Below are 19,890 nucleotides of genomic sequence, written 5' to 3' on the forward strand. Positions count from 1 at the left end.
CCCCACCGCTCTGCACTCCTTTCCCCGCGGGAGTTGCTTGATGTGGAGGGGGCGAGCGTGGGGATCTTCTCTCACAAAGTGTGGGTGGGGGAGAGACGGAGAGAACCCCCCCGCGCTCGTCCCGGAAATGTGCGAAAAACCAGAAGACGCCAACCGGGGCACATAAAAAAGGCCGGCGCTCAGGCGCCGGCCTTTTTCGTGCTGTGCAGCGAGTCAGCGGGGTGGGCGCCAGGCCCGCCCGCTCAGGCGGCCAGGTTCTTGACCTGGGCGCTCAGGCGGCTCTTGTGCCGCGCTGCCTTGTTCTTGTGGATGATGCCCTTGTCGGCCATGCGGTCGATGACCGGAACGGCCTGCGTGTAGGCCTCGCGGGCTTTTTCCACGTCGCCGCTCCTGATCGCTGCGACAACGCCCTTGATCTTCGTGCGCACGAGCGAGCGCAGGCTGGCGTTGTGGGCGCGGCGCTTTTCCGCCTGGCGGGCGCGCTTGCGGGCTTGCGGTGAGTTGGCCACGGTGTGTCCTCTGAATCGTCAACTAAAAATCGGGAGCGCGGAGTATCTACAGGTGCGGTATCATTGTCAACCAGGCCGCCCGCCGGACACGACGTCCGGCCTGTGGCGCCGCCGCCTCCCCGCCACACCGCCCGGCCACCAGGAGTACCCCATGCCGCTAAAGCCCGACAGCGTTCACATCTGGCGGACGCCGGACGGTCACCATTACCTCCACTGGGAGACCAGCGACCCGTCGACCGCGGTCGACGTCGAGCCTCTCGACACGGCCGCCGCTGGCGCCGCCGAAGCGAGCGCGCTGCCACCGGGCAGCCCGGGGCGTGTCCGTGTCTCGGGTCTTGCCGCCGCCCGCCGGCACTTTTTCCGCCTGCGTGACAGCCACGGCACGGAGGTGGTGGCGCCCGCCCGGGGGCTCGGGCTGCCGGGGGGCGTGAACTTCCGCGATTTCGGCGGCTACCGCGCCGCCGACGGGCGCCGCGTGCGCTGGGGCTACCTGTTCCGCTCCGGCAACCTCTCCCGGCTGACCGACGAGGCGCAGCACATGTTTGCCGGGCTCGCCATCGACGTGGTCTGCGACTTCCGCCGCGAGGACGAGCAGGCGAGCGACCCGAGCCGGCTCCCCAAGGACACCCGGCGCATCAACCTCGCGATCACGCCCGGCAGCCAGGGCAGCGCGCTCTACGGGGCCCGGCACCGGCTCACCGGCGCCGGGTCCATGGCCGAGGCCATGCGCGACATCAACCGGGAGTTCGTGCGCTCCCAGAGCGACCGCTACGCCGCGCTTTTCGGCCACCTGCTCGAGCCCGGCAACGAGCGCGTCCTGGTGCATTGCGCGGCGGGCAAGGACCGCACCGGCTTCGCCGCCGCGCTGGTCCTCTTCGCCCTCGGCGTGCCGCGGGAAACGGTGCTGCACGATTACCTGCTCACCCGGCACTACTTCGACCCTGTCCGCGAACTGTCCCGGGTGCGGGAGAAGTACGACATGCACCATCTCGAGGACGAGGCGCTGCTGCCCATGCTGCAGGTGGATGAGAGCTACCTCGGCGCCGCCCTGGCGGCCATCGGGGAGAACTACGGATCGGTCGAAGCGTACCTGGATAAGGCCCTGGGGGTGGGCCCGGCGGAGCGGGCGGCGCTCGCCGCCCGGTACCTCGAGAGCTGAGGCTAGCCCAGGCCCAGGCCGAGCAGCAGCAGGCCGAGTACGGCGACGCCGACACTCTGGCCGGCCTTGTCGAGGCGGAACACGCCGTAGAGGTAGGCCAGGGGCGGCAGGAGCGTGGCGAACAGGCCCCAGGCATAGTCCTCGCGCCAGGCGGTGATGAGCATGAGCACCCAGCTCACCAGTAGCAAGGCAGCGCCAAAGGTCGTCATTGCAGCACTCGCAGCGTCCATGATTCCTCCGTGATGGACATGGGGTCTGAAAAGCGCGGAAAAGCCTACCAGAATGGGCCGCGGGCGCCAGTGTTTTCTCATCGCCGGTGTTTTCGGGCGGCCGCTTCCGGCGGATGACGCTGCAGGGCTTTTTCGTTAAGGTTAGGCGCTTTTTTTCGAGGATAGCCGGGTGATTGAGCACGATCCCTACGCCGACATCAGGCCCTACCGCGATGACGAGGTCGCGCCGGTGCTCGCCCGGCTGCTCGACGACCCGGAGCTCACCGGCGCCATCGCCGCTTTCCGCTTCGGCGGCCTTTCGCGGCTGCTGCCGTTCCTGCTCCGCCCGGCGGTACGCTGGTACCTGAAGCGCGAGCTGCGGGGCGTCGAGACCATCCACGACCTCCAGCTGGTGATCCGCGGGTACATGGAGGCGATGATCGAGAACACCACCGCCGGTCTCACCGTGTCCGGCCTCGACCAGCTCGACCCGGCCTGCCCGTACCTCTTCGTAAGCAACCACCGGGACATCGCCTTGGACCCGGCCTTCACGAACTATGCGCTGCATGTGAACGGCTTCGACACGGTGCAGATCGCGATCGGCGACAACCTGCTCACCAAGCCCTGGGTCTCGGACCTCATGCGCCTGAACAAGAGCTTCATCGTGCGCCGCTCCGCCGCCGGTCCGCGGCAGCTGCTGGCCGCGTCGCGCCACCTCTCGGCGTACATCCGCCACGCGATCACCGAGCAGCACGCCAACGTCTGGATCGCCCAGCGCGAGGGCCGCGCCAAGGACGGGATCGACCGCACGGAGCCCGCGGTGATCAAGATGCTCTCCCTGAGCCGGGACAAGGCGAGCGAGGACTTCGGCGAGCATATCGCCAGCCTCGGCATCGTCCCGGTGGCCATCTCCTATGAAGTCGACCCCTGCGATGCGCTCAAGGCCCGCGAGCTTGCGGAGCGGGCCCGCACGGGCGCCTATGAAAAGGGCGAACAGGAGGACGTCGCCTCCATCGGGGTGGGCATCGCGGGCAGCAAGGGCCGGGTCCACGTGAGCTTCGGCAGCCCCCTGGGCGGCGGTTTCGGCAGCGCCGCGGCGGTGGCCGCCGAGATCGACCGGCAGGTGCTGGCCGGGTTCCGGCTGCATGCGACCAATCTCCAGGCCTTCGAGGCCCTCGAGGGCCGGCCCGCGCCCGCCGGGCTTGTCTGCGAGGGCGGCTCCGTGTCCGCCGCCGCGTTCCGGGCGCGCATGGAGGCGATTCCCGCGGAGCACCGCCCCTACGCCCTGGCCATCTACGCCAACGCGGTGCGCAGCCAGCTCGCGGCCCTCGGCGAGGCGGCCTGACGGACTTGCTGAGCGAGGCCCTCAAGGACCGGATCCGCGACGCCTACAGCGCCACCGTCGCCGCGCGCAACCTGAGCCCGCGCCGCGGCCAGCGACAGATGGTCGGCGCGGTGGCCCGGGCCCTTGCCCGGATCCCGGGCGACGGGAGCGCGCCGGACGAGCCGCCCGTCTGCGTCGTCGAGGCGGGGACCGGCACCGGCAAGACCCTTGCCTACGCCCTCGCGGCCATCCCCGTCGCCCAGGACCGCGGCAAGCGCCTGGTGGTGGCGACCGCCACCGTCGCGCTGCAGGAACAGTTCGTGCACAAGGACCTGCCGGACATCGCCGCCGGCAGCGGTCTCGCCTTCACCGCCGCCCTCGCCAAGGGCCGGCGCCGCTACGTGTGCCTGAGCAAGCTGGACCGGCAGCTCGCGCAGGGGCAGGATGCCGCGGCGGCCATCCCCCTCTATCCCGACGAGCTGCCCGCCGCCGCTGCGGGCGACGCTCTGCCGGTCTATGAGTCCATGATCGATGCCCTCGGCCGCGGCAGCTGGGATGGTGACCGGGACAGCTGGCCCGGGGCGCTGGACGAGGCCACCTGGCTGCCGGTCACCACGGACCATAACCAGTGCACGGGCCGCCGCTGCCCGAACGTGGGCCAGTGCAGCTTTTTCCGCGCCCGGGAGACGCTTGCCGGCGCCGACATCGTGGTCGCCAACCACGACCTGGTGCTCGCGGACCTGGCGCTCGGCGGCGGCGCGATCCTGCCGCCACCGGCGGACACCATCTACATCTTCGACGAGGGCCACCACCTCCCGGACAAGGCCCTCAACCACTTCTCCAGCTTCTGCCGCCTGCACAGTACCCGCCAGTGGCTGCGCGACAGCGCGCGCGGCCTCGCGGCGGGGGTGGCGGACATCGGTGGCATCGCGGGCGTCGGCGCCCTCCTGGAGCAGTTGCCGGGCCAGCTGGAGGAGCTCGCCGTTGGCCTCGAGGCGGCGGAGGACGCTGTGGCGGCGCTGCTTGCCGGGGAGGATGCGCGCGCGGGCCGGGAGGTCGAGCGCCTGCGCTTTCCGCACGGGCGGGTGCCGGAAGCCCTCGTCCCCCTGGCAGGCACCCTGGCGGCCGGCTTCGGCCGGCTTGCGTCGGGCCTGGCGCGGCTCGAGGGCTGCCTCGAGGATGAACTCGAGAACGGCGACCGGGAGGCCGTCGAGCCCTGGCACCTGGCCGTCGCCGGCATGCGCGGCCGCGCCGAGAACACCCTGGCGCTGTGGCAGGACTACGCGGTGCCGGACCCGGAAGGCCCCCCGCCGCGGGCACGCTGGATCAGTCGTGCCCGCGCCGGAGCCGGCAGCCCCGTGGGCCACGACCTGCTTTGCAGCCCGATCCTGGCGACGGATATCCTCGCCGAGCACCTGTGGCCCCGCGCCGCGGGCGTGGTCGTGACCTCGGCAACCCTGACGGCCCTGCGCAGCTTCGACCGTTTCCGGCAGCGCAGCGGCGCTCCCGAGGGTGCGATCTTCGAGGTCGTCGGCAGCCCCTTCGACTATACGCGGGCGACGCTGACGGTCCCGGCCATGGCGGCGGACGGCGGCAACGCTGCCGCCCACACGGCGGAGCTCATCGAGCGCCTGCCGGACTGGCTCGACCCGGAGGAGGCGGCGCTGGTGCTGTTCGCTTCCCGGCGCCAGATGCTGGAGGTGCGTGACGGCGTTGCCGACCGCCTCGGCGGCCGGCTGCTGGTACAGGACAGCCTGGGCAAGCAGGAGATCCTGCGCCGGCACCGGGAGGCCGTGGACGCGGGCCGGGGGAGCGTGATTTTCGGCCTTGCCAGCTTCGCCGAGGGCGTGGACCTGCCGGGAGAGTACTGCCGTCACGTGGTCATCGCCAAGCTGCCCTTCGCCGTGCCCGACAGCCCGCTTGAGGCGGCGCTCGCCGAGTGGGTGGAGGAGCGGGGCGGCAATGCCTTCATGGAGATCAGCGTCCCCGACGCGGCCCTCCGCCTCACCCAGGCCAGCGGCCGGCTGCTGCGCACCGAGGCCGACCGGGGCCGCATCACCCTCTGCGACCGCCGCGTGGTCACCCGCCGCTACGGCCGCGCGATCCTCGATTCGCTGCCGCCTTTCCGGCGCGAGATTGCATAGTAAAGACTGTTCACATCATGCCGGGGTGAGTGCGGGGACTTCTCTCAGTCGCTCCCCGCTCTTCGCTCATCGAAGTTTCCCGGGACGGCTGCTGGAGCATGCCCCCAGTCGCTCCCCGATACTCGCTTGGTGGGGGCATCCTCCAGCAGCCACCCCTAGCGCTTCAGCCTTTACTTACGCCCGTGGAAGTACGCGAGGGGTGAAGGTGAGGGGTGAGTGCGGGGGACTTCTCTTTCAAAGCGTGTAACGGGGAGCGACTGAGAGAAGTCTCCCGCACTCATCCCGGCGTTAGACAGAGACCCAAAAAAACCGGCCGTGCAGGGCACGACCGGTTCCGGTGGGGTGGTGCGCCCGGCAGCACCGGGCGCCTGCAGGATCAGAAGTTGTAGGTGACCTCGCCGCCAATCACCTCGCCCTTCATCATCGGCGAGAAGGTGCCGCCGGTGGGTACGCCTGCGATCGTCGGAGACAGCTGCGTATCGCCACCGTGGCGTACCGATTCCAGCAGGTTGCGGCCGTAGATCGAGAACACCCAGTGACCGTCGTTGGTATAGATGTCGAAGCCGGCGTCGAGGATATCCTGCTCATTGACGAAGCCGAGGTTGTCGTCGGTCCACGCCATCTCGTCGCGGAACGCATAGCTTACCCGGGCCGTCGCGGTCGCCCAGCTGCCCAGCTCGAAGTCGTAGTTGACACCGAGGCGGTAGGACCATTCCGGTGCGCGCACGACATCGAGGTCCTCATCCTCCTCGTTGATGACCCCGTCATTGGTCAGGTCAAAGATGACCGAGTCGTAGCCCGCATTGGTGTAGCCGACGGAGGCGAGAACCGTGACGCTGTCCCCCAGGCTGAAGGCACTGTCGGCCTCGAAGCCCCAGATCGTCGCGTCGGCGGTGTTGCGGATGATTTGCACGACGCCGGCGTCCGGATCGGCGAAGTTCAGCTGACGCTGCATGTCTCCGACTTCAGTGTAGAAGAAGGCGGCATTGAGACGCCCCCAGCCATGGGTCGACTTGTAGCCGATCTCGAAGCTGTCCACCTGCTCCTCGTCAAAGGCCTGCGGGGTGAACAGCGGTGTGGTATTGCGCAGGTTATAGCCGCCGGAGCGGAAGCCGCGGCTCCAGTGGCCGTAGACCTGGGAGCTGTCGTTCAGCATGTAGGAGGCGCCCAGCTTGGGCGACCAGGTCTGCCAGTCCTGGTCGTCGACGAAGTCGAAGGGGCATTCCGGGAAGCCCTCGCTGCGGTCGACGATGTTGCAGCGGAAGTCGACAGGGTAGCTGATTCCGGGCGTCGCGAGGCCCGGCGGCAGGGCGGGGAAGCTGTCCTCCAGGCTCTGGTTGGCGGCCAGGGAGGCAACATCGGCGTACTTTTCTTCGTCCGTGTAGCGGATACCCGCGGTGAGGGTCAGCCGGTCGGTGAGTGCGTAGTCCATGGCGACGAACACGCCGAGGGTCTCCACACCGTACAGGCCCCCGCCATCCTGGATGATCAGTGGCCCCTGGTTGCCGGTTGCGGCACCGGCGAGGTTGCGCCGCTCGTGGTAGCCCTGGTCCATGTCGAACCAGTAGAGGCCTGTCGTGATGTTGGCATCACCGAACTGGCCGTTGTAGCGGAGTTCGAAGCTGTTCTGTTCCGTATCCAGCCAGGCGGCGGAGTGGAAGGCCCAGATCGGCTGTGCATCGATGTCGCTGCCGGACTCGGAGTAGGAATCACGCCAGCCGTAGATGGCCGTAATCGTGCCCTCGCCGAAATCGACCTCGTGGTTGAGCTCGGCGGTCAGGAAGTCCGTGTCGATCGTCTGGTAGCCGATGAAGTCGTTGCTGCTGCCGAAGCTGTTCTTGCGGTCGTAGTTGACCCAGACGCCGTCGATACCGCTGCCATTGGTGTGTGACTGGGCAACGGCGCCGTCGCCCTCGATGTCCGTGTACTCATAGCGGATCACGACCTCGGTGCGGTCCGTCGGTGTCCAGGTCACGGTGGGGCGCAGCATGAGCTGTTCCACGGCGCCAACGTCTTCCTCGGTGACGCCGAAGGGCTCGAAGGCATCGCGCTGGAACCACCCCTCGTCCTCGTTGTAGTAAGCCGTCAGGCGGATTCCGAGCGTGTCGCTGACCGGTCCCCCGGCGGCCGCCATGGCGTAGTAGTTGAGGCCGCCATCGCTACCGAAGCCGTCGACGGCGGTCTTGATCGTGCCATCCCACTCCTCGCCCGGCTTCTTGGTGTTCATCAGGATCGCGCCGCCGGTCACGTTCCGGCCGAAGAGAATGCCCTGGGGCCCGCGCAGGACCTCGATGCTCTCGAGGTCGAACACGTCGAAGATGATGCCGTTGTTCACCCCGAGATAGACGCCGTTGACGAAGACCCCGACCGAGGGATCGATGGAGGGGATCGAGGCGTTGATGCCGAGGCCTCGGATCGAGAAGTTGGCGGTACCGCGGGTGGTCCCGACATCGTCAAGGGTGACGTTCGGCAGCCCGACACCCAGGTTGGTGAGGTCGCGAACCTTCAGGGCATCGATCTGGTCGGCACCGAAGGCGGTGATGGATAGCGGTACATCCTGCGCGCCCTCCTCGCGCTTCCTCGCGGTGACCACGACCTCTTCCAGGAGGGCGGCCGAGGCGCCGCGGCGCTGGGTTTCCTGCGCCTGGGCAGTGGTTGCCAGGCCACCTGTCGCAACCGCGACGGCAATGGCAAGGGGAGAGATAAGGGCGGACTTACGATGGGTCTCGGGGCGCATAAGATACATCCTGTCGCTATTACTATCGTTAGTAGACGCTGCGGTGACGAGGCAGCCGTTGTGCAGTGCACAACGCACGCCAAGCATCACTCGAACAGTAAACGAATTTTGACTGCCCGCCCATAAGTTTCAAGGTGTTAGGGCGTGAATTTGACGGGCGTCTGAACAGTGGGGGTGGAGGAAGGCTGGAGCGGGTGATGGGAAGCGTCGGGGCCGCCCAGGTCCACGTCACAGCTCAATGGAATGGGCGGACAGGGTGTCGGCCTGTGGGGTTGGAGCGGGTGATGGGAATCGAACCCACGTCATCAGCTTGGGAAGCTGAGGTTCTACCATTGAACTACACCCGCGCGGGAAGCGCAGCTTAGGCCAACTCCCCGCCGCCGTCAAAAGGCGTCGCTCTGGTACCCTTGGCGGCCAAGGAGGTCCTCATGCATACCCGGGTTGCGGAAGTATTGATCGACATCGAGGCGGAGCTGCGGCAGCTTCAGCTGTGGGAGTTCGAGGCGCCGCCGGACGACGCCTTCGCGTCGACGCAGCCCTTCTGCTTCGACACGCTAACGCTGCCACAGTGGCTGCAGTTCGTGTTCCTGCCGCGCATGCACGATCTTGTTGCCACCGAGGCCCCGCTTCCCGGGGACTGCGGCATCCGGCCCATGGCGGAGGAGTATTTCCGCAACGCGCAGCTGCCGATCCGCGATCTGCTCCTCGCCCTGGACCGGGTCGACCGGCTTCTCGGCGGCGCCTGAGGCTAGCTCCCCAGCCGCCAGTCCACGGAAACACCCACGATCCGCCCGCGGGCGAGCGGGCTGAAGGTGCCGCCCAGCGGCTCGCCGATGAACACGGCCGGCAGCTGCGAGTCGCCGCCGTGCTTGACCTCGTTGAGGAGGTTGCGGGCATAGGCGGCGACGGTCCAGCGGCCGCCGGCGCTGGTCCAGGCGAGATCCAGGTCCACCAGGTCCTGGGCCAGGATGTAGCCCAGGTTGTTGTCCGTGTAGGCGACGCGGTCGCGGTAGTTCCAGGCGGCGCGGGCGTCGACGCGGCCACCGGCGACGGCGCCCTGCCAGCGCGCTTCCAGGCTGCCGGTCCACTCCGGTGCCCGGGGGAGTTCGAGGTCTTCATCGGCACCGTCCACGGAGCCATTGCCGTCGAGGTCGAAGCGGACTTTCGTATAGCGGGCATCGAGGTAGCTGGCGGTCGCGGCGAGCGTGAAGCCCGCGCCGGCGTCGACGGTGAGATCCAGCTCGGCGCCGGAGAGTTCGGCGCTCGCCGTGTTGCGGATCAGCTGCAGGATGCCGGCGGTGCCGCTCGGCAGGTTCACCTCCCGCTGCATGTCTTCCACGCGCGTGTGGTAGAGGGCCGCATCCAGGGCCCAGGCACCGGCGCGCTGCTTGTAGCCCAGCTCGAAGCTATCCACCTGCTCCTCGTCGTAGGGCCCCGGCGGCTGGGCGGCGTTGGAGTTGCGCAGGTTGTAGCCGCCGGAGCGGAAGCCGCGGGTCCAGCTGGCGTAGCCGTGCCGGTCCGCATCGGGGCGGTAGCTCACGCCGAGCCGTGGTGAGAGCGTGTCCCACTGGTCGCGGTCGCGGAAGTCGAAGGGACAGTCGCCGCCAACCACGATATTGCAGGGCGTGGGGTTCAGGTTGAAGGAGGCGACCTGCACGGCTTTTTCCTCGCGGGACAGGCGCAGGCCGGCGCTCAGGGTCCAGCGATCGCTGAGCGCGTAGTCGGCGCTGCCGAACACCGCCAGCGTATCCAGTTCCTGCTCGCCGCCGCCGTCCTGGGTGAACTGCGCGCTGCCCGGGACGCCGCTCTCACCCAGGAACAGGCGCCGGTCGTGGTAGGCGAGGTCGCCGGAGAAGAGATAGAGGCCGGCGGTCACGTCCAGCGCCGCCCCGAGCTGCCCCCGGTAGCGCAGTTCGTTGCTCCATTGCTCGGCGTCGATCCAGCCCGGGGAATGGAACAGGAACTCCGGCTGGCCGTCGATATCGCTCATGGCAACGGAGGACTGGTCCCGCCAGCCGAAGATGTTGGTCACCGTTCCTTCGCCGAAGGCCACGGCGCGGTCCCAGCGCAGGGTGAGGAAGTCGCTCTCCACGGACTGGTAACCCCGCTCGTCGATGGCGAACTCGTGGCTGTCCCGCGGGAAGTTGCGCGGCGTGCCGGGAATGCCCGAGCCGTTGCTGTGCGACTGCGTGGCCGCTCCCTCACCGTCGATATCCGTGCGCTCGTAGAACAGCGTGAGCGTGTCGGTGTCCGTCGGCTCCCAGACCAGCGTGCCCCGGGCCATGGCCTGCTCCACAGCGCCGAAGTCGTCGCCGTCGGCGAGATTCTCGAACCAGCCCTGGTCGTCGTTGCCGTAGAGCACCAGGCGGCCCTTGAGGCTATCGCTCAGCGGTCCCGAGAGGCTACCCATGAGGTAGCGCGACAGGCCGCCGTCGCCGCCGCCCTCGACGGCGCCGCGCAGCGCCGCCTCGAAGCGGTCGCCGGGCTTGCGGGTTTCCAGCAGCACCGCGCCGCCGGTGACGTTGCGGCCGAAGAGGATCCCCTGCGGGCCGCGCAGGACCTCGATGCGCTCGAGGTCGAAGATATCGAAGACCGTGTCGTTGTTGACCGCGAGATAGACCCCGTTGACGAAGACGCCGACGGCCGGATCGATGGACGGGATGGAGCTATTGATGCCGAGGCCGCGGATGGAGAAGTTCGCGGTACCGCGGCGCGTGCCGACGTCGTCCAGGAGTACGCCCGGGAGCCCGGCGGAGAGCCGGGTGAGGTCGCGGGCCTTGAGTGTCGCGAGGTCCTCGCGGGTGAAGGCGGTCACCGCCACCGGTGCCTCGATGGCGCGCTCGCTGCGCTTGCGGGCGGAGACCAGGATCTCTTCGAGGACCGGGCGGGCGCCGGCTTCCGCGGCAATTGCGGGGGGCGCTGTGGCGGCGGTTGCGAGGAGGAGGGCGGTGTTGAGGCGGCGCGGCATGAAAAGCTCCCTGGCTGGTTGGCGCGCGAAGGGTGCGCCAACCACCGGGGCCTGTCAACCCAAAGCCTTATTTCAGGTTAACAGGTGGCGCCTGAGCGGGTGAGCGATGAGAGCGGTTTCTTGCCCGGCCCCCGGTGCGGGCCCTTGCGGGCCCGGTCGGGAGGGCGGCGCGGGTCAGATCCGCTCGACGATCGTGGTGATGCCCTGGCCGAGGCCGATGCACATCGTGGAGATGCCCCAGGTCAGGTCCCGGTCCTGCATCACGTTCAGCAGCGAGCCGGTGATCCGCGTACCGGAGCAGCCGAAGGGGTGGCCCAGGGCGATGGCGCCGCCGTGGACGTTGACCTTCTCTTCCATGTTGTCCAGCAGGCCGAGGTCCTTGAGCACCGGCAGGGCCTGCGCCGCGAAGGCCTCGTTGAGCTCCACCATGTCGATGTCGTCGATGGACAGGCCCAGCTGCTTCAGGGCTTTCTTCGTCGACGGCACCGGGCCGTAGCCCATGATCGACGGGTCCACGCCGGCCACGGTCATGGCGCGGATGCGGGCGATCGGCGTCAGGCCCAGGGCCTGCGCCTTCTCGGCCGAGAGCACCAGCATGGCCGAGGCGCCGTCGGAGATCTGCGAGGAGGTGCCGGCGGTCACGGTGCCACCCTGCGGGTTGAAGGCGGGCGGCAGCTGGGCCAGGCCCTCCAGGGTGGTTTCCGGGCGGATCGTCTCGTCCCGGGACACGGACACCAGGGCGCCCTGCTCGTCGTGGCCCTCCACGGGGATGATCTCCCGGTCGAACTTGCCCTCCACCGTGGCCCGGTGGGCGAGCTGGTGGGAGCGCAGGCCGAGCTTGTCCTGGTCCTCGCGGCTGATGCCGTGCATCAGACCCAGGTACTCCGCGGTCATGCCCATCATCCCCGCAGCCTTGGCGACGTTGAGCCCGAGGCGGGGGTTGATGTCCACGTCGTCCATCATCGGCAGGTGGCCGAGGTGCTCCACGCCGCCGACGAGGTAGACGTCACCGATGCCGGCGATGATGCTCGCCGCGGCGGTGTGCAGGGACGACATGGAGGAGCCGCAGAGGCGGTTCACGGTCTGCGCGGGCACGGTGAAGGGCAGCTGGGCCCGGAGCACGATGTTGCGCGCGAGGTTCATGCCCTGCTCGCCCCGCTGCAGCACGCAGCCCCAGATGAGGTCGTCGATCTCTGCCGGGTCGAGCTTGTCGTTGCGGGCCAGCAGGCCCTTGATTACCGCGACGGACAGGTCGTCCGCGCGCACGTTGCGGAAGCAGCCGTTCTTCGACCGGCCCATGGCGCTGCGGGCGAAGTCGACGATGACGGCGTCTCTCGGGTTGGCTTTCACAGTCATTCTCCTTTCCTCGAGCCGGCGCTCAGTAGTAGGTCTCGCCGGCGGCGAGTTTTGCTTTCATGCCCTCGGTCAGCTCGTAGGCCTTGCCGAGCTCTGCGAACTTCTCCGACTGCTCTGCCAGCCAGGGCAGGCCGACGGTATCGACCCAGCGGAAGACGCCGCCGCGGAAGGGCGGGAAGCCGATGCCGTAGACCAGGGCCATGTCGGCCTCGGCGGCGCTGCCGACGATGTTTTCCTCGAGGCAGCGGGCGAGCTCCGTGGCCATGGGCAGCATCATGCGCGCGATGATGTCGTCGCGCTCGAACTCGCGGCGCTCGCCACAGACCGGGGCGATCAGCTCGCAGGCGGTGTCGGACGGGGTCTTCTTCGGCTTGCCGCGCTTGTCCGGCACGTAGTCGTAGAAGCCCTTGCCGTTCTTCTGGCCGAGCCGGTCATTCTCGAACATCACCTCCGTCGCGGTCTTGAAGTCGAGCTTCATGCGGTCCGGGAAGCCCTCGGCCATGACGCCGGCGGCGTGCACGCCCGTATCGATCCCCACCACGTCCATTAGGTAGGCGGGGCCCATGGGCCAGCCCCATTTCTCCATGACCTTGTCGACGGCCTGGAAGTCGGCGCCGTCGCGCAGGAGCTTCGAGAAGCCGTCGAAGTACGGGAACAGCACCCGGTTGACGAGGAAGCCGGGGCAGTCCTTCACCACCACGGCCTTCTTGCCCATGCGGTTGGCGTAGGCCACGGTGCGGGCAATGGCGGCGTCGGAGGTCTTCTCGCCGCGGATCACCTCGACCAGGGGCATGGCGTGCACGGGGTTGAAGAAGTGCATGCCGCAGAAGTTCTGCGGCCGCTCCAGGGCCTCGGCAAGGTAGCTGATGGAGATGGTCGAGGTGTTGGAGGCGAGGATCGTGTCCTCGGTGATCTGCTGCTCCGTCTCGGCGAGCACCGCGTGCTTGACCTTCGGATTCTCGACCACGGCCTCGACCACGATGTCGACCTGGTCGAAGCCGTCATAGCTGAGCATGGGGTCGATGCTGCTGAGGACCTCGCCCATTTTCTCGGGTGTCATGCGGCCACGCGCCACGCGCTTCGACAGCAGCTTGCCGGCCTCGGAAAGCCCGAGGTCCAGGCCTTCCTGGGCGATGTCCTTCATCTTGATGGGGATGCCCTTGTAGGCGGACTGGTAGGCGATGCCGCCGCCCATGATGCCGGCGCCGAGCACGGCCGCGCGCTCGATGGCCTTGTCGGCCTGCTTTTCCCAGCCCTTCGCCTGCTTGGAGAGGTACTGGTCGCCGAGGAAGATGCCGACGAGGGCGGCGGCCTGCGGCGTGGTGGCCAGCTCGGCGAAGCCGCGGGCCTCCACCGCGAGGGCGTCCTCGAGGCCCATGCCGCGGGCCTCCTCGATGACTTCGACCACCTTCATCGGCGCCGGGTAGTTCTTGCCGGCCTGCTGGCCGACCATGGCCTTCATGGTGAAGAAAGCCATCATCGCTTCCGTATCGTTCATGGGCAGCGGACCTGCCTTGGCGGCCCGGCGGCCGGCATAGTCCAGCTTGCCGGCGGCGGCATCGCCCAGCATCTGCAGCGCGGCGTCGCGCAGGGCGTCCGCTTCCACCACCGCATCGACGGCGCCGGCCTTCAGGGCGGCGTCGGCGCGCTGCTCCGCGCCGGTGGTGATCCAGGTCACCGCCTCGTCCACGCCGATGATCCGCGGCAGGCGCACCGTGCCGCCCCAGCCGGGGAGGATGCCCAGCTTCGTCTCCGGCAGGCCGACCTTCGCCGCGCTGGCCATGACCCGGAAATCGCAGGCCAGGCAGACTTCGAGGCCGCCGCCCATGGCGTAGCCGTTGATGGCGACCACGCTCGGGAAGGGCAGGGCCTGGAGGCGATTGAAGTTGGCGTTGTTGGCGCCGGTAAAGCCGGCGATGTCGTCGGCCCCGGCTCCGAAGAGCCCGGTGAACTCGGTGATGTCGGCGCCGACGATGAAGACCGGCTTGCCCGAGGTCACCAGCAGACCGCGCAGGCCCTGCTCGGCCTCCAGGGCATCGAGGGCCGCGGTGAGGTCGGCGACCGTGGCCTGGTTGAACTTGTTGACCGACTCGCCGGCGAGATCAAAGCGTAGCTCGGCGAAGTCGCCATCGAGGCGAGCCACGGAAAGCGCGTCACTCTGGTAGATCATGGTGAGGTCCTGTTGCTGTAGGCAATGGATGCCGGCGCGCGAGCCGGCGGGGGCTCCACAGTGTAGCGCCCGCTCCCGGCCCTGTGAATGTGTTCGGTGTAAATATTTGGCCGTTCCCTCCTGGCCATTTTCCGGGGCGGCCGCTGGAGGAGGGCTCCGGCCGCTCCCCGGTTCACGCCTCGTGGGGGGCATCCTCCATCACCGGCCCGTACCGCCCTGGCCTGGAGATTACCCGCGGCGCGAGGGCTGAGTGCGGGCGTCTTCTCTCACAAAGCGTGTATCGGGGAGCGACTGAGAGAAGACGCCCGCACTCAGCCCGTGAACTATGCGATAAACCGCTGCTTTCCGCGCCGGACGGGGGGGCGGCTCCAGAGTACGACCGGCGGCGCGATGTCCCGGTCAGGAGAAAGAGCGCTGGCGGGGGGCAGGGGGTTGGCGGCGGCCAGCAGGGCGGGACTGGCCGTGCGCCGGGTACCCGCGTCGCTCGCGGCTCGCCCGGCGGCAGCGGTCATGAAGGGGGCAGTGGAGGGGTCAGTGGAGGATGCGCTCCGGCGAACTTCCGGCGGGCGGACGGTCGCTGCCGGTAGCGGTGCTGCTGTCGTTACCGGTCGTCGCCTCGCCCTGGGCTTCCACGTAGCTGCGCAGACGGCCGACCACGCTGGTCATCACGTCTATGGTCTGGCTGATCTGGTCCAGCGCCATGAGGATACTCTCGCGGTCGCTGTGCCGGTCGTCGCGGTCATTCATGGCGTTCCCTCCGCCGGGCCCCGCTCTGCGCCCTTGCCGGGCTGGGCGCTATATCTGGGGTGGTGATTTTTGATGGCCTACAAGATAGTGCGCTTTTGAAGATTCTGCAAATTTTTTGCTGCGGCCGCCTATGACCCGCTCTCGAGAAGCGCCTCCAGCAGCGCCTTCTGGGCGTGGAGCCGGTTCTCGGCCTCGTCCCAGATCACGCTGTCCGGCGCGTCCATCAACGCGGCGCTGATCTCCTCGCCGCGGTGCGCGGGCAGGCAGTGCATGTAGAGGGCGTCCGTCGCCGCCCGCGCAAGGAGGTCCTCGCTCAGCTGGTAGGGCGCGAAGGCCTCGGCGCGGGCCCGCTGTTCGCTTTCCTGGCCCATGGAGGCCCAGACATCGGTCACCAGCAGGTCGGCCCCCGCCGCTGCCGCGGCCGGGTCGGTGACCACCGTTACCCGGTCGCTGTTTGCCGCGAGCAGGCCGGCATCCGGCTCGAAGCCGGGCGGGCAAGCGATGCGCAGCTCGAAGTCGAACTGGCGAGCGGCGTTGATATAGGACTGGCACATGTTGTTGCCATCACCCACCCAGCACACGCTGCGCCCGGCGATGGAGCCGCGGTGCTCGCGCCAGGTCTGCATGTCGGCGAGCAGCTGGCAGGGGTGGTAACTGTCGGTCAGCGCATTGATGACCGGGACGCTGGAATGGGCGGCGAAGCGCTCGACGATGTCGTGGCCGAAGGTGCGGATCATGACCACGTCGACCATGGAGGAGATCACCCGCGCGGAGTCCTCGATCGGCTCGCCGCGGCCGAGCTGCGTATCCGCAGGCGACAGGAACATGGCGTGGCCGCCGAGCTGGGCCATGCCGGCCTCGAAGGAGACCCGGGTCCGGGTGGACGACTTGGCGAAGACCATGGCCAGCACCTTGCCGGGGAAGCGGCGCTGGTCCTCCCCCGCGCGATGGCCGCGTTTCAGCTCACTGGCGCGGTCGAGGAGGGCCTCCAGTTCGGCGGGGGTGAAGTCGAGCAGGGTCAGGAAGTGCCGGGTTGCCATCGTCGATCCTCCGGGGGGAGTCTCCCGCAATGCCCGCCGCAACCGGTGCCGGGGCGCAGGAAAACCGGCGAGCATAGCGGGTGGCCACGGCACTGGCAATCGGGACCGGGTGGATCGGGACCGGGTGGAATCGGCGGCAGTGAACGCCGGGGTCGCGACTTTTGCTGAATAACCGACTAAAATACGCAGGTATACGCGGCGCGCCCGCTGAAGCCCGCCAGGCGTTTATTCAGGAAGTAACAGGAAGCCCAAGGAAGTGACGATGGATATCATGGAGCAAATCCGGGAGCAGATCGAGAACAACCCGATCCTGCTGTACATGAAAGGTTCGCCGAACCAGCCGCAGTGCGGCTTCTCGGCGCGGACCGTGCAGGCACTCATGGCCTGCGGCGAGCGTTTCGCCTATGTGGACGTGCTGTCGAACCCGGATATCCGCGCCAGCCTCCCGCAGTATGCGAACTGGCCCACCTTTCCCCAGCTCTGGGTGAAAGGCGAGCTCATCGGCGGTTGCGACATCGTGAGCGAGATGCACGAGAGCGGCGAGCTCGCCACGCTCATCAAGGAAGCCGGGGGGGACGAGGCCGTCTCCTGAGGCCGGGCCCCGGCGCCGCGGTCAGGCCTCGGGCTTGACCGTGCGCGCCGCTGTCTGCAGGTAGTTCTCCAGGCCGAGGCGCTCGATAAGCCCCAGCTGCGTTTCCAGCCAGTCGATGTGCTCTTCCTCGGCTTCGAGAATGCTGACGACGAGGTCGCGGGAGACATAGTCACCGACGCTGTCGCAGTAGGCGGCGGCCTCTTTCAGATCCTTGTGCGCGATGTGCTCGAGCTTGAGATCACACTCGAGCATATCCTTCGTGTCTTCGCCGATCAGGAGCTTGCCGAGATCCTGCAGGTTGGGCAGGCCCTCCAGGAAGAGGATGCGCTCCACGAGTTCGTCGGCGTGTTTCATCTCGTCGATGGACTCGTGGTACTCGTGCTCGGCGAGTTCCGTGAGGCCCCAGTCCTTGTACATCTTGGCGTGCAGGAAATACTGGTTGATGGCCACCAGCTCATTGCCGAGGATGCGGTTCAGGTGTTCGATGACCTTGGGGTCGCCCTTCATGCTGCTCTCTCCTGTCTGCGGGAGCCCCCGCCGGGACAGGCTGGAGGCCAGCGCTAGTGTATCGGGAGGTCGATGCCGGTGCCAGTCGCTGCCGCGGTCAGACCGGGCGGACGGCCGCGTAGAAGCTATCTTCGGGAATGGAGAAGGCACCACCGTTTTCGTCGAGGACTGCCTGCGCCATGGCGCCGCACTGGCCGCACTGGCTCGCGACGCCCAGGTGCTCCGTGAGCTCCTCGAGCGTGGCAATGCCCGTGGAGGCCGCAGCGCGGATCTGGCTTTCGGTGATGCCGTTGCAAAGACACACGAACATAGGGTTTTCCTTCGGCTACGGGTAAGAAGCTAGTGCCGATGAGAATGATTGTCAAATGTTTTTGAGGCCTCCGGCTCGAGGCGGGTGCCGGGGGCGTCGGGTATACTGCGGCGCCCACGGTGAATGATGGTTGGCAGGATGACCCTCGACAGCTACATGCAGGAGCTCGGCCGGGCCGCGCGTACCGCGTCCCGGCGCCTGGCGGCCTCGACGACAGCGGAGCGCAATGGCGCACTCAGGGCCATCGCCGGGGCTCTCGACGGCGCCCGCGGTCGTATCGCCGCGGCCAACGCGGAAGACCTCGCCCGGGGGCGCGAGCACGGGCTGGACGCCGCACTCCTCGATCGCCTGGAATTGACCCCCGCACGCATCGACGCCATGCTCGCCGGGCTCGGCGAGGTGGCCGCCCTGCCGGACCCGGTAGGGGCCATCAGTGATCTCGCCAGCCGCCCCTCCGGCATCCGCGTCGGCCGCATGCGCGTGCCCCTGGGCGTCATCGGCATCATCTACGAGTCCCGCCCCAACGTGACCGTGGACGCGGCTGCGCTCTGCCTCAAGGCGGGAAACGCGACCATTCTCCGCGGTGGTTCCGAGGCGCTGGCCTCCAACACGGCCATTGCCGGCGCCATTGCCGAGGGCCTGCGCGCCATGGCGCTGCCGGCCGGTGCGGTGCAGGTGGTGGATACGGCGGACCGGGCGGCCGTGTCCGCGCTGGTGCGCATGGAGGAGTACGTGGACGTGGTCGTTCCCCGGGGCGGCAAGGGGCTCATCGAGCGCGTGACCGCCGAGGCGCGGGTGCCGGTGCTCAAGCACCTCCACGGCGTCTGCCACGTCTTCATCGATGCCGCGGCCGACCCGGCCATGGCCCACGCTGTTGCCTTCAACGCCAAGACCCAGCGTTACGGCACCTGCAACACCATGGAGACGCTGCTCGTTGATGCGGCCATCGCCGACCGGGTGCTGCCCGGCCTCGGCGATGCCTACCGGGAAGCCGGTGTCGAGCTGCGCGGCTGCAAGCGCAGCTGCGCACTGCTGCCCGGCATCCGCGCGGCCACGGAGGCGGACTGGAGCGAGGAATACCTGGCACCGGTGCTCGCCGTGCGCGTGGTCGATGACTACGAGGCCGCGCTTGCGCACATTGCCCGCTACGGCTCCGGCCACACCGAGGCTATCGTCACCGCGGATCACGGCCGGGCCATGCGCTTCCTGCGCGAGGTGGATGCGAGCTCGGTGATGGTCAACGCCTCCACGCGCTTCGCCGATGGCTACGAGTACGGCCTCGGCGCGGAGATCGGCATCTCCACGGACAAGCTCCATGCCCGCGGCCCGGTCGGCCTCGAGGGGCTCACCTCGCAGAAGTGGATCGTGCTCGGCGAGGGGCACGTGCGCTCTTGAGCGGCGCTCGCTCCGTCCCGGGTCCGCTCGCGGTTTTCGGCGGCACCTTCAACCCGGTACACCTCGGGCACCTGCGCTCGGCGGTGGAGCTGGTGGAACGCCTCGAACTGGAAGAGCTTCGTTTCATGCCCTGCGCGCTGCCGCCGCACCGGGAGGCGCCCGGTGTGGATGCCCCGACCCGCGCGAGGCTGGTGGAACTCGCGATTGCCGGCGCGCCCCGCCTCGCCTGTGACCGCCGTGAGCTCGAACGGGCAGGCCCCTCCTACACGATCGACAGCCTGCTCTCCCTGCGCGCGGAGCTGGGCGCGGCGCGGCCCCTGCTGCTGGTGGTGGGCAGCGATGCGCTCGCGGGGCTTCCGCGCTGGCATCGCTGGGAGGAGCTCCTGGACCACTGCCACATCGTCGCCCTGGCCCGCCCCGGTGCGGCGCTGCCCGCCAGCGGTCCCATGGCCGGCTGGCTCGCGCAGCGCCGCGTCGAGACCGACGCGCTCCGGGGCCGTCCGGCGGGCGGGGTGCTCCTCCTCGAGCTGCGACGGCTGCCGATTTCCGCCACGGAAATCCGCGGGCTGGTACAATCGGGGCGCTCGGCGCGCTACCTGGTCCCCGACCCGGTGCTCGCCTACCTCGAACGGCACGGGCTTTACCGACAGGTGCCCCGAAGACAGGAAGGAAACGATTGCCAGCAGTGAATCTCCCGGCCGCCCGCAGCGGTCCGAGCGCACC

Annotated in this window: 17 protein-coding genes and 1 tRNA gene; 7 read left to right on the forward strand and 11 right to left on the reverse strand. The window is 68.5% G+C overall.

Translation table 11 applies throughout. The annotated features are described in order from the left end of the window. Positions 1-242: 242 nt before the first annotated feature. Complete coding sequence (rpsT, locus tag ACX93N_RS00005; RefSeq protein ID WP_459426327.1) at positions 243-509, reverse strand: 30S ribosomal protein S20; 267 nt, start codon at positions 507-509, stop codon at positions 243-245. A 151-nt stretch (positions 510-660) separates the two neighbouring features. Between rpsT and ACX93N_RS00010 the strand changes: the two genes are divergently transcribed. Continuing rightward, positions 661-1,668: a tyrosine-protein phosphatase gene (locus ACX93N_RS00010; protein WP_459426328.1), complete on the forward strand. Its 1,008-nt coding sequence runs from the start codon at positions 661-663 to the stop codon at positions 1,666-1,668. 2 nt (positions 1,669-1,670) lie between these two features. Here ACX93N_RS00010 and ACX93N_RS00015 read toward each other — a convergent pair whose 3' ends face one another. Next, entirely contained in the window at positions 1,671-1,898 is a 228-nt protein-coding gene (locus ACX93N_RS00015) for a hypothetical protein (RefSeq protein WP_459426329.1), read from the reverse strand. Positions 1,899-2,067: 169 nt separating this feature from the next. Between ACX93N_RS00015 and ACX93N_RS00020 the strand changes: the two genes are divergently transcribed. Together ACX93N_RS00020 and dinG are read left to right on the forward strand one after the other, a co-directional pair. Then, complete coding sequence (locus tag ACX93N_RS00020) at positions 2,068-3,222, forward strand: 1-acyl-sn-glycerol-3-phosphate acyltransferase (protein ID WP_459426330.1); 1,155 nt, start codon at positions 2,068-2,070, stop codon at positions 3,220-3,222. A 5-nt stretch (positions 3,223-3,227) separates the two neighbouring features. After that, positions 3,228-5,345 (forward strand): ATP-dependent DNA helicase DinG, encoded by a 2,118-nt coding sequence (gene dinG / locus ACX93N_RS00025; RefSeq protein ID WP_459426331.1) that lies wholly within the window; start codon positions 3,228-3,230, stop codon positions 5,343-5,345. Between the two features lie 376 nt (positions 5,346-5,721). Here the strand turns inward: dinG and ACX93N_RS00030 are convergent, their stop codons facing one another. Then, a complete protein-coding gene (locus ACX93N_RS00030; RefSeq protein WP_459426332.1) occupies positions 5,722-8,082 on the reverse strand; it encodes a TonB-dependent receptor in 2,361 nt (786 codons plus the stop codon). A 273-nt stretch (positions 8,083-8,355) separates the two neighbouring features. Then, a tRNA-Gly gene (locus tag ACX93N_RS00035) sits at positions 8,356-8,429 on the reverse strand. A gap of 81 nt (positions 8,430-8,510) precedes the next feature. On the opposite strand from ACX93N_RS00035, the gene ACX93N_RS00040 reads away from it, so the two are divergent. After that, on the forward strand, positions 8,511-8,828 hold the full coding sequence (locus tag ACX93N_RS00040; protein WP_459426333.1) for a YqcC family protein: 318 nt from the start codon (positions 8,511-8,513) through the stop codon (positions 8,826-8,828). A 2-nt stretch (positions 8,829-8,830) separates the two neighbouring features. Here the strand turns inward: ACX93N_RS00040 and ACX93N_RS00045 are convergent, their stop codons facing one another. From ACX93N_RS00045 to argF, 5 genes are all read right to left on the reverse strand, one after another. Next, a complete protein-coding gene (locus ACX93N_RS00045) occupies positions 8,831-11,050 on the reverse strand; it encodes a TonB-dependent receptor (protein ID WP_459426334.1) in 2,220 nt (739 codons plus the stop codon). A gap of 174 nt (positions 11,051-11,224) precedes the next feature. Further along, positions 11,225-12,400 (reverse strand): acetyl-CoA C-acyltransferase FadA, encoded by a 1,176-nt coding sequence (gene fadA, locus ACX93N_RS00050; RefSeq protein WP_459426563.1) that lies wholly within the window; start codon positions 12,398-12,400, stop codon positions 11,225-11,227. 28 nt (positions 12,401-12,428) lie between these two features. Next, positions 12,429-14,576: a fatty acid oxidation complex subunit alpha FadB gene (gene fadB / locus ACX93N_RS00055; protein WP_459426335.1), complete on the reverse strand. Its 2,148-nt coding sequence runs from the start codon at positions 14,574-14,576 to the stop codon at positions 12,429-12,431. Between the two features lie 531 nt (positions 14,577-15,107). Then, on the reverse strand, positions 15,108-15,323 hold the full coding sequence (locus ACX93N_RS00060; RefSeq protein WP_459426336.1) for a hypothetical protein: 216 nt from the start codon (positions 15,321-15,323) through the stop codon (positions 15,108-15,110). A gap of 128 nt (positions 15,324-15,451) precedes the next feature. Then, complete coding sequence (gene argF, locus ACX93N_RS00065; RefSeq protein WP_459426337.1) at positions 15,452-16,363, reverse strand: ornithine carbamoyltransferase; 912 nt, start codon at positions 16,361-16,363, stop codon at positions 15,452-15,454. A gap of 262 nt (positions 16,364-16,625) precedes the next feature. Between argF and grxD the strand changes: the two genes are divergently transcribed. After that, positions 16,626-16,955, forward strand: coding sequence for a Grx4 family monothiol glutaredoxin (gene grxD / locus ACX93N_RS00070; protein WP_459426338.1), 330 nt, complete (start codon positions 16,626-16,628; stop codon positions 16,953-16,955). 21 nt (positions 16,956-16,976) lie between these two features. On the opposite strand, the gene bfr is transcribed toward grxD, so the two are convergent. Both bfr and ACX93N_RS00080 read right to left on the reverse strand, forming a co-directional pair. After that, positions 16,977-17,462: a bacterioferritin gene (bfr, locus tag ACX93N_RS00075; RefSeq protein WP_459426339.1), complete on the reverse strand. Its 486-nt coding sequence runs from the start codon at positions 17,460-17,462 to the stop codon at positions 16,977-16,979. A gap of 97 nt (positions 17,463-17,559) precedes the next feature. Then, positions 17,560-17,772, reverse strand: a complete 213-nt coding sequence (locus ACX93N_RS00080; RefSeq protein WP_459426340.1) for a bacterioferritin-associated ferredoxin — start codon at positions 17,770-17,772, stop codon at positions 17,560-17,562. Positions 17,773-17,910: 138 nt separating this feature from the next. On the opposite strand from ACX93N_RS00080, the gene ACX93N_RS00085 reads away from it, so the two are divergent. Beyond that, positions 17,911-19,167 carry a glutamate-5-semialdehyde dehydrogenase gene (locus ACX93N_RS00085; protein WP_459426564.1) on the forward strand — a complete coding sequence of 419 codons (1,257 nt, stop codon included), beginning with the start codon at positions 17,911-17,913 and terminating at the stop codon, positions 19,165-19,167. Further along, entirely contained in the window at positions 19,164-19,856 is a 693-nt protein-coding gene (nadD, locus tag ACX93N_RS00090; RefSeq protein WP_459426341.1) for a nicotinate-nucleotide adenylyltransferase, read from the forward strand. Before ACX93N_RS00085 ends, nadD begins: the two co-directional genes overlap by 4 nt. The last annotated feature ends 34 nt before the right edge of the window (positions 19,857-19,890 follow it).

Source organism: Pseudohaliea sp., from assembly GCF_054552115.1.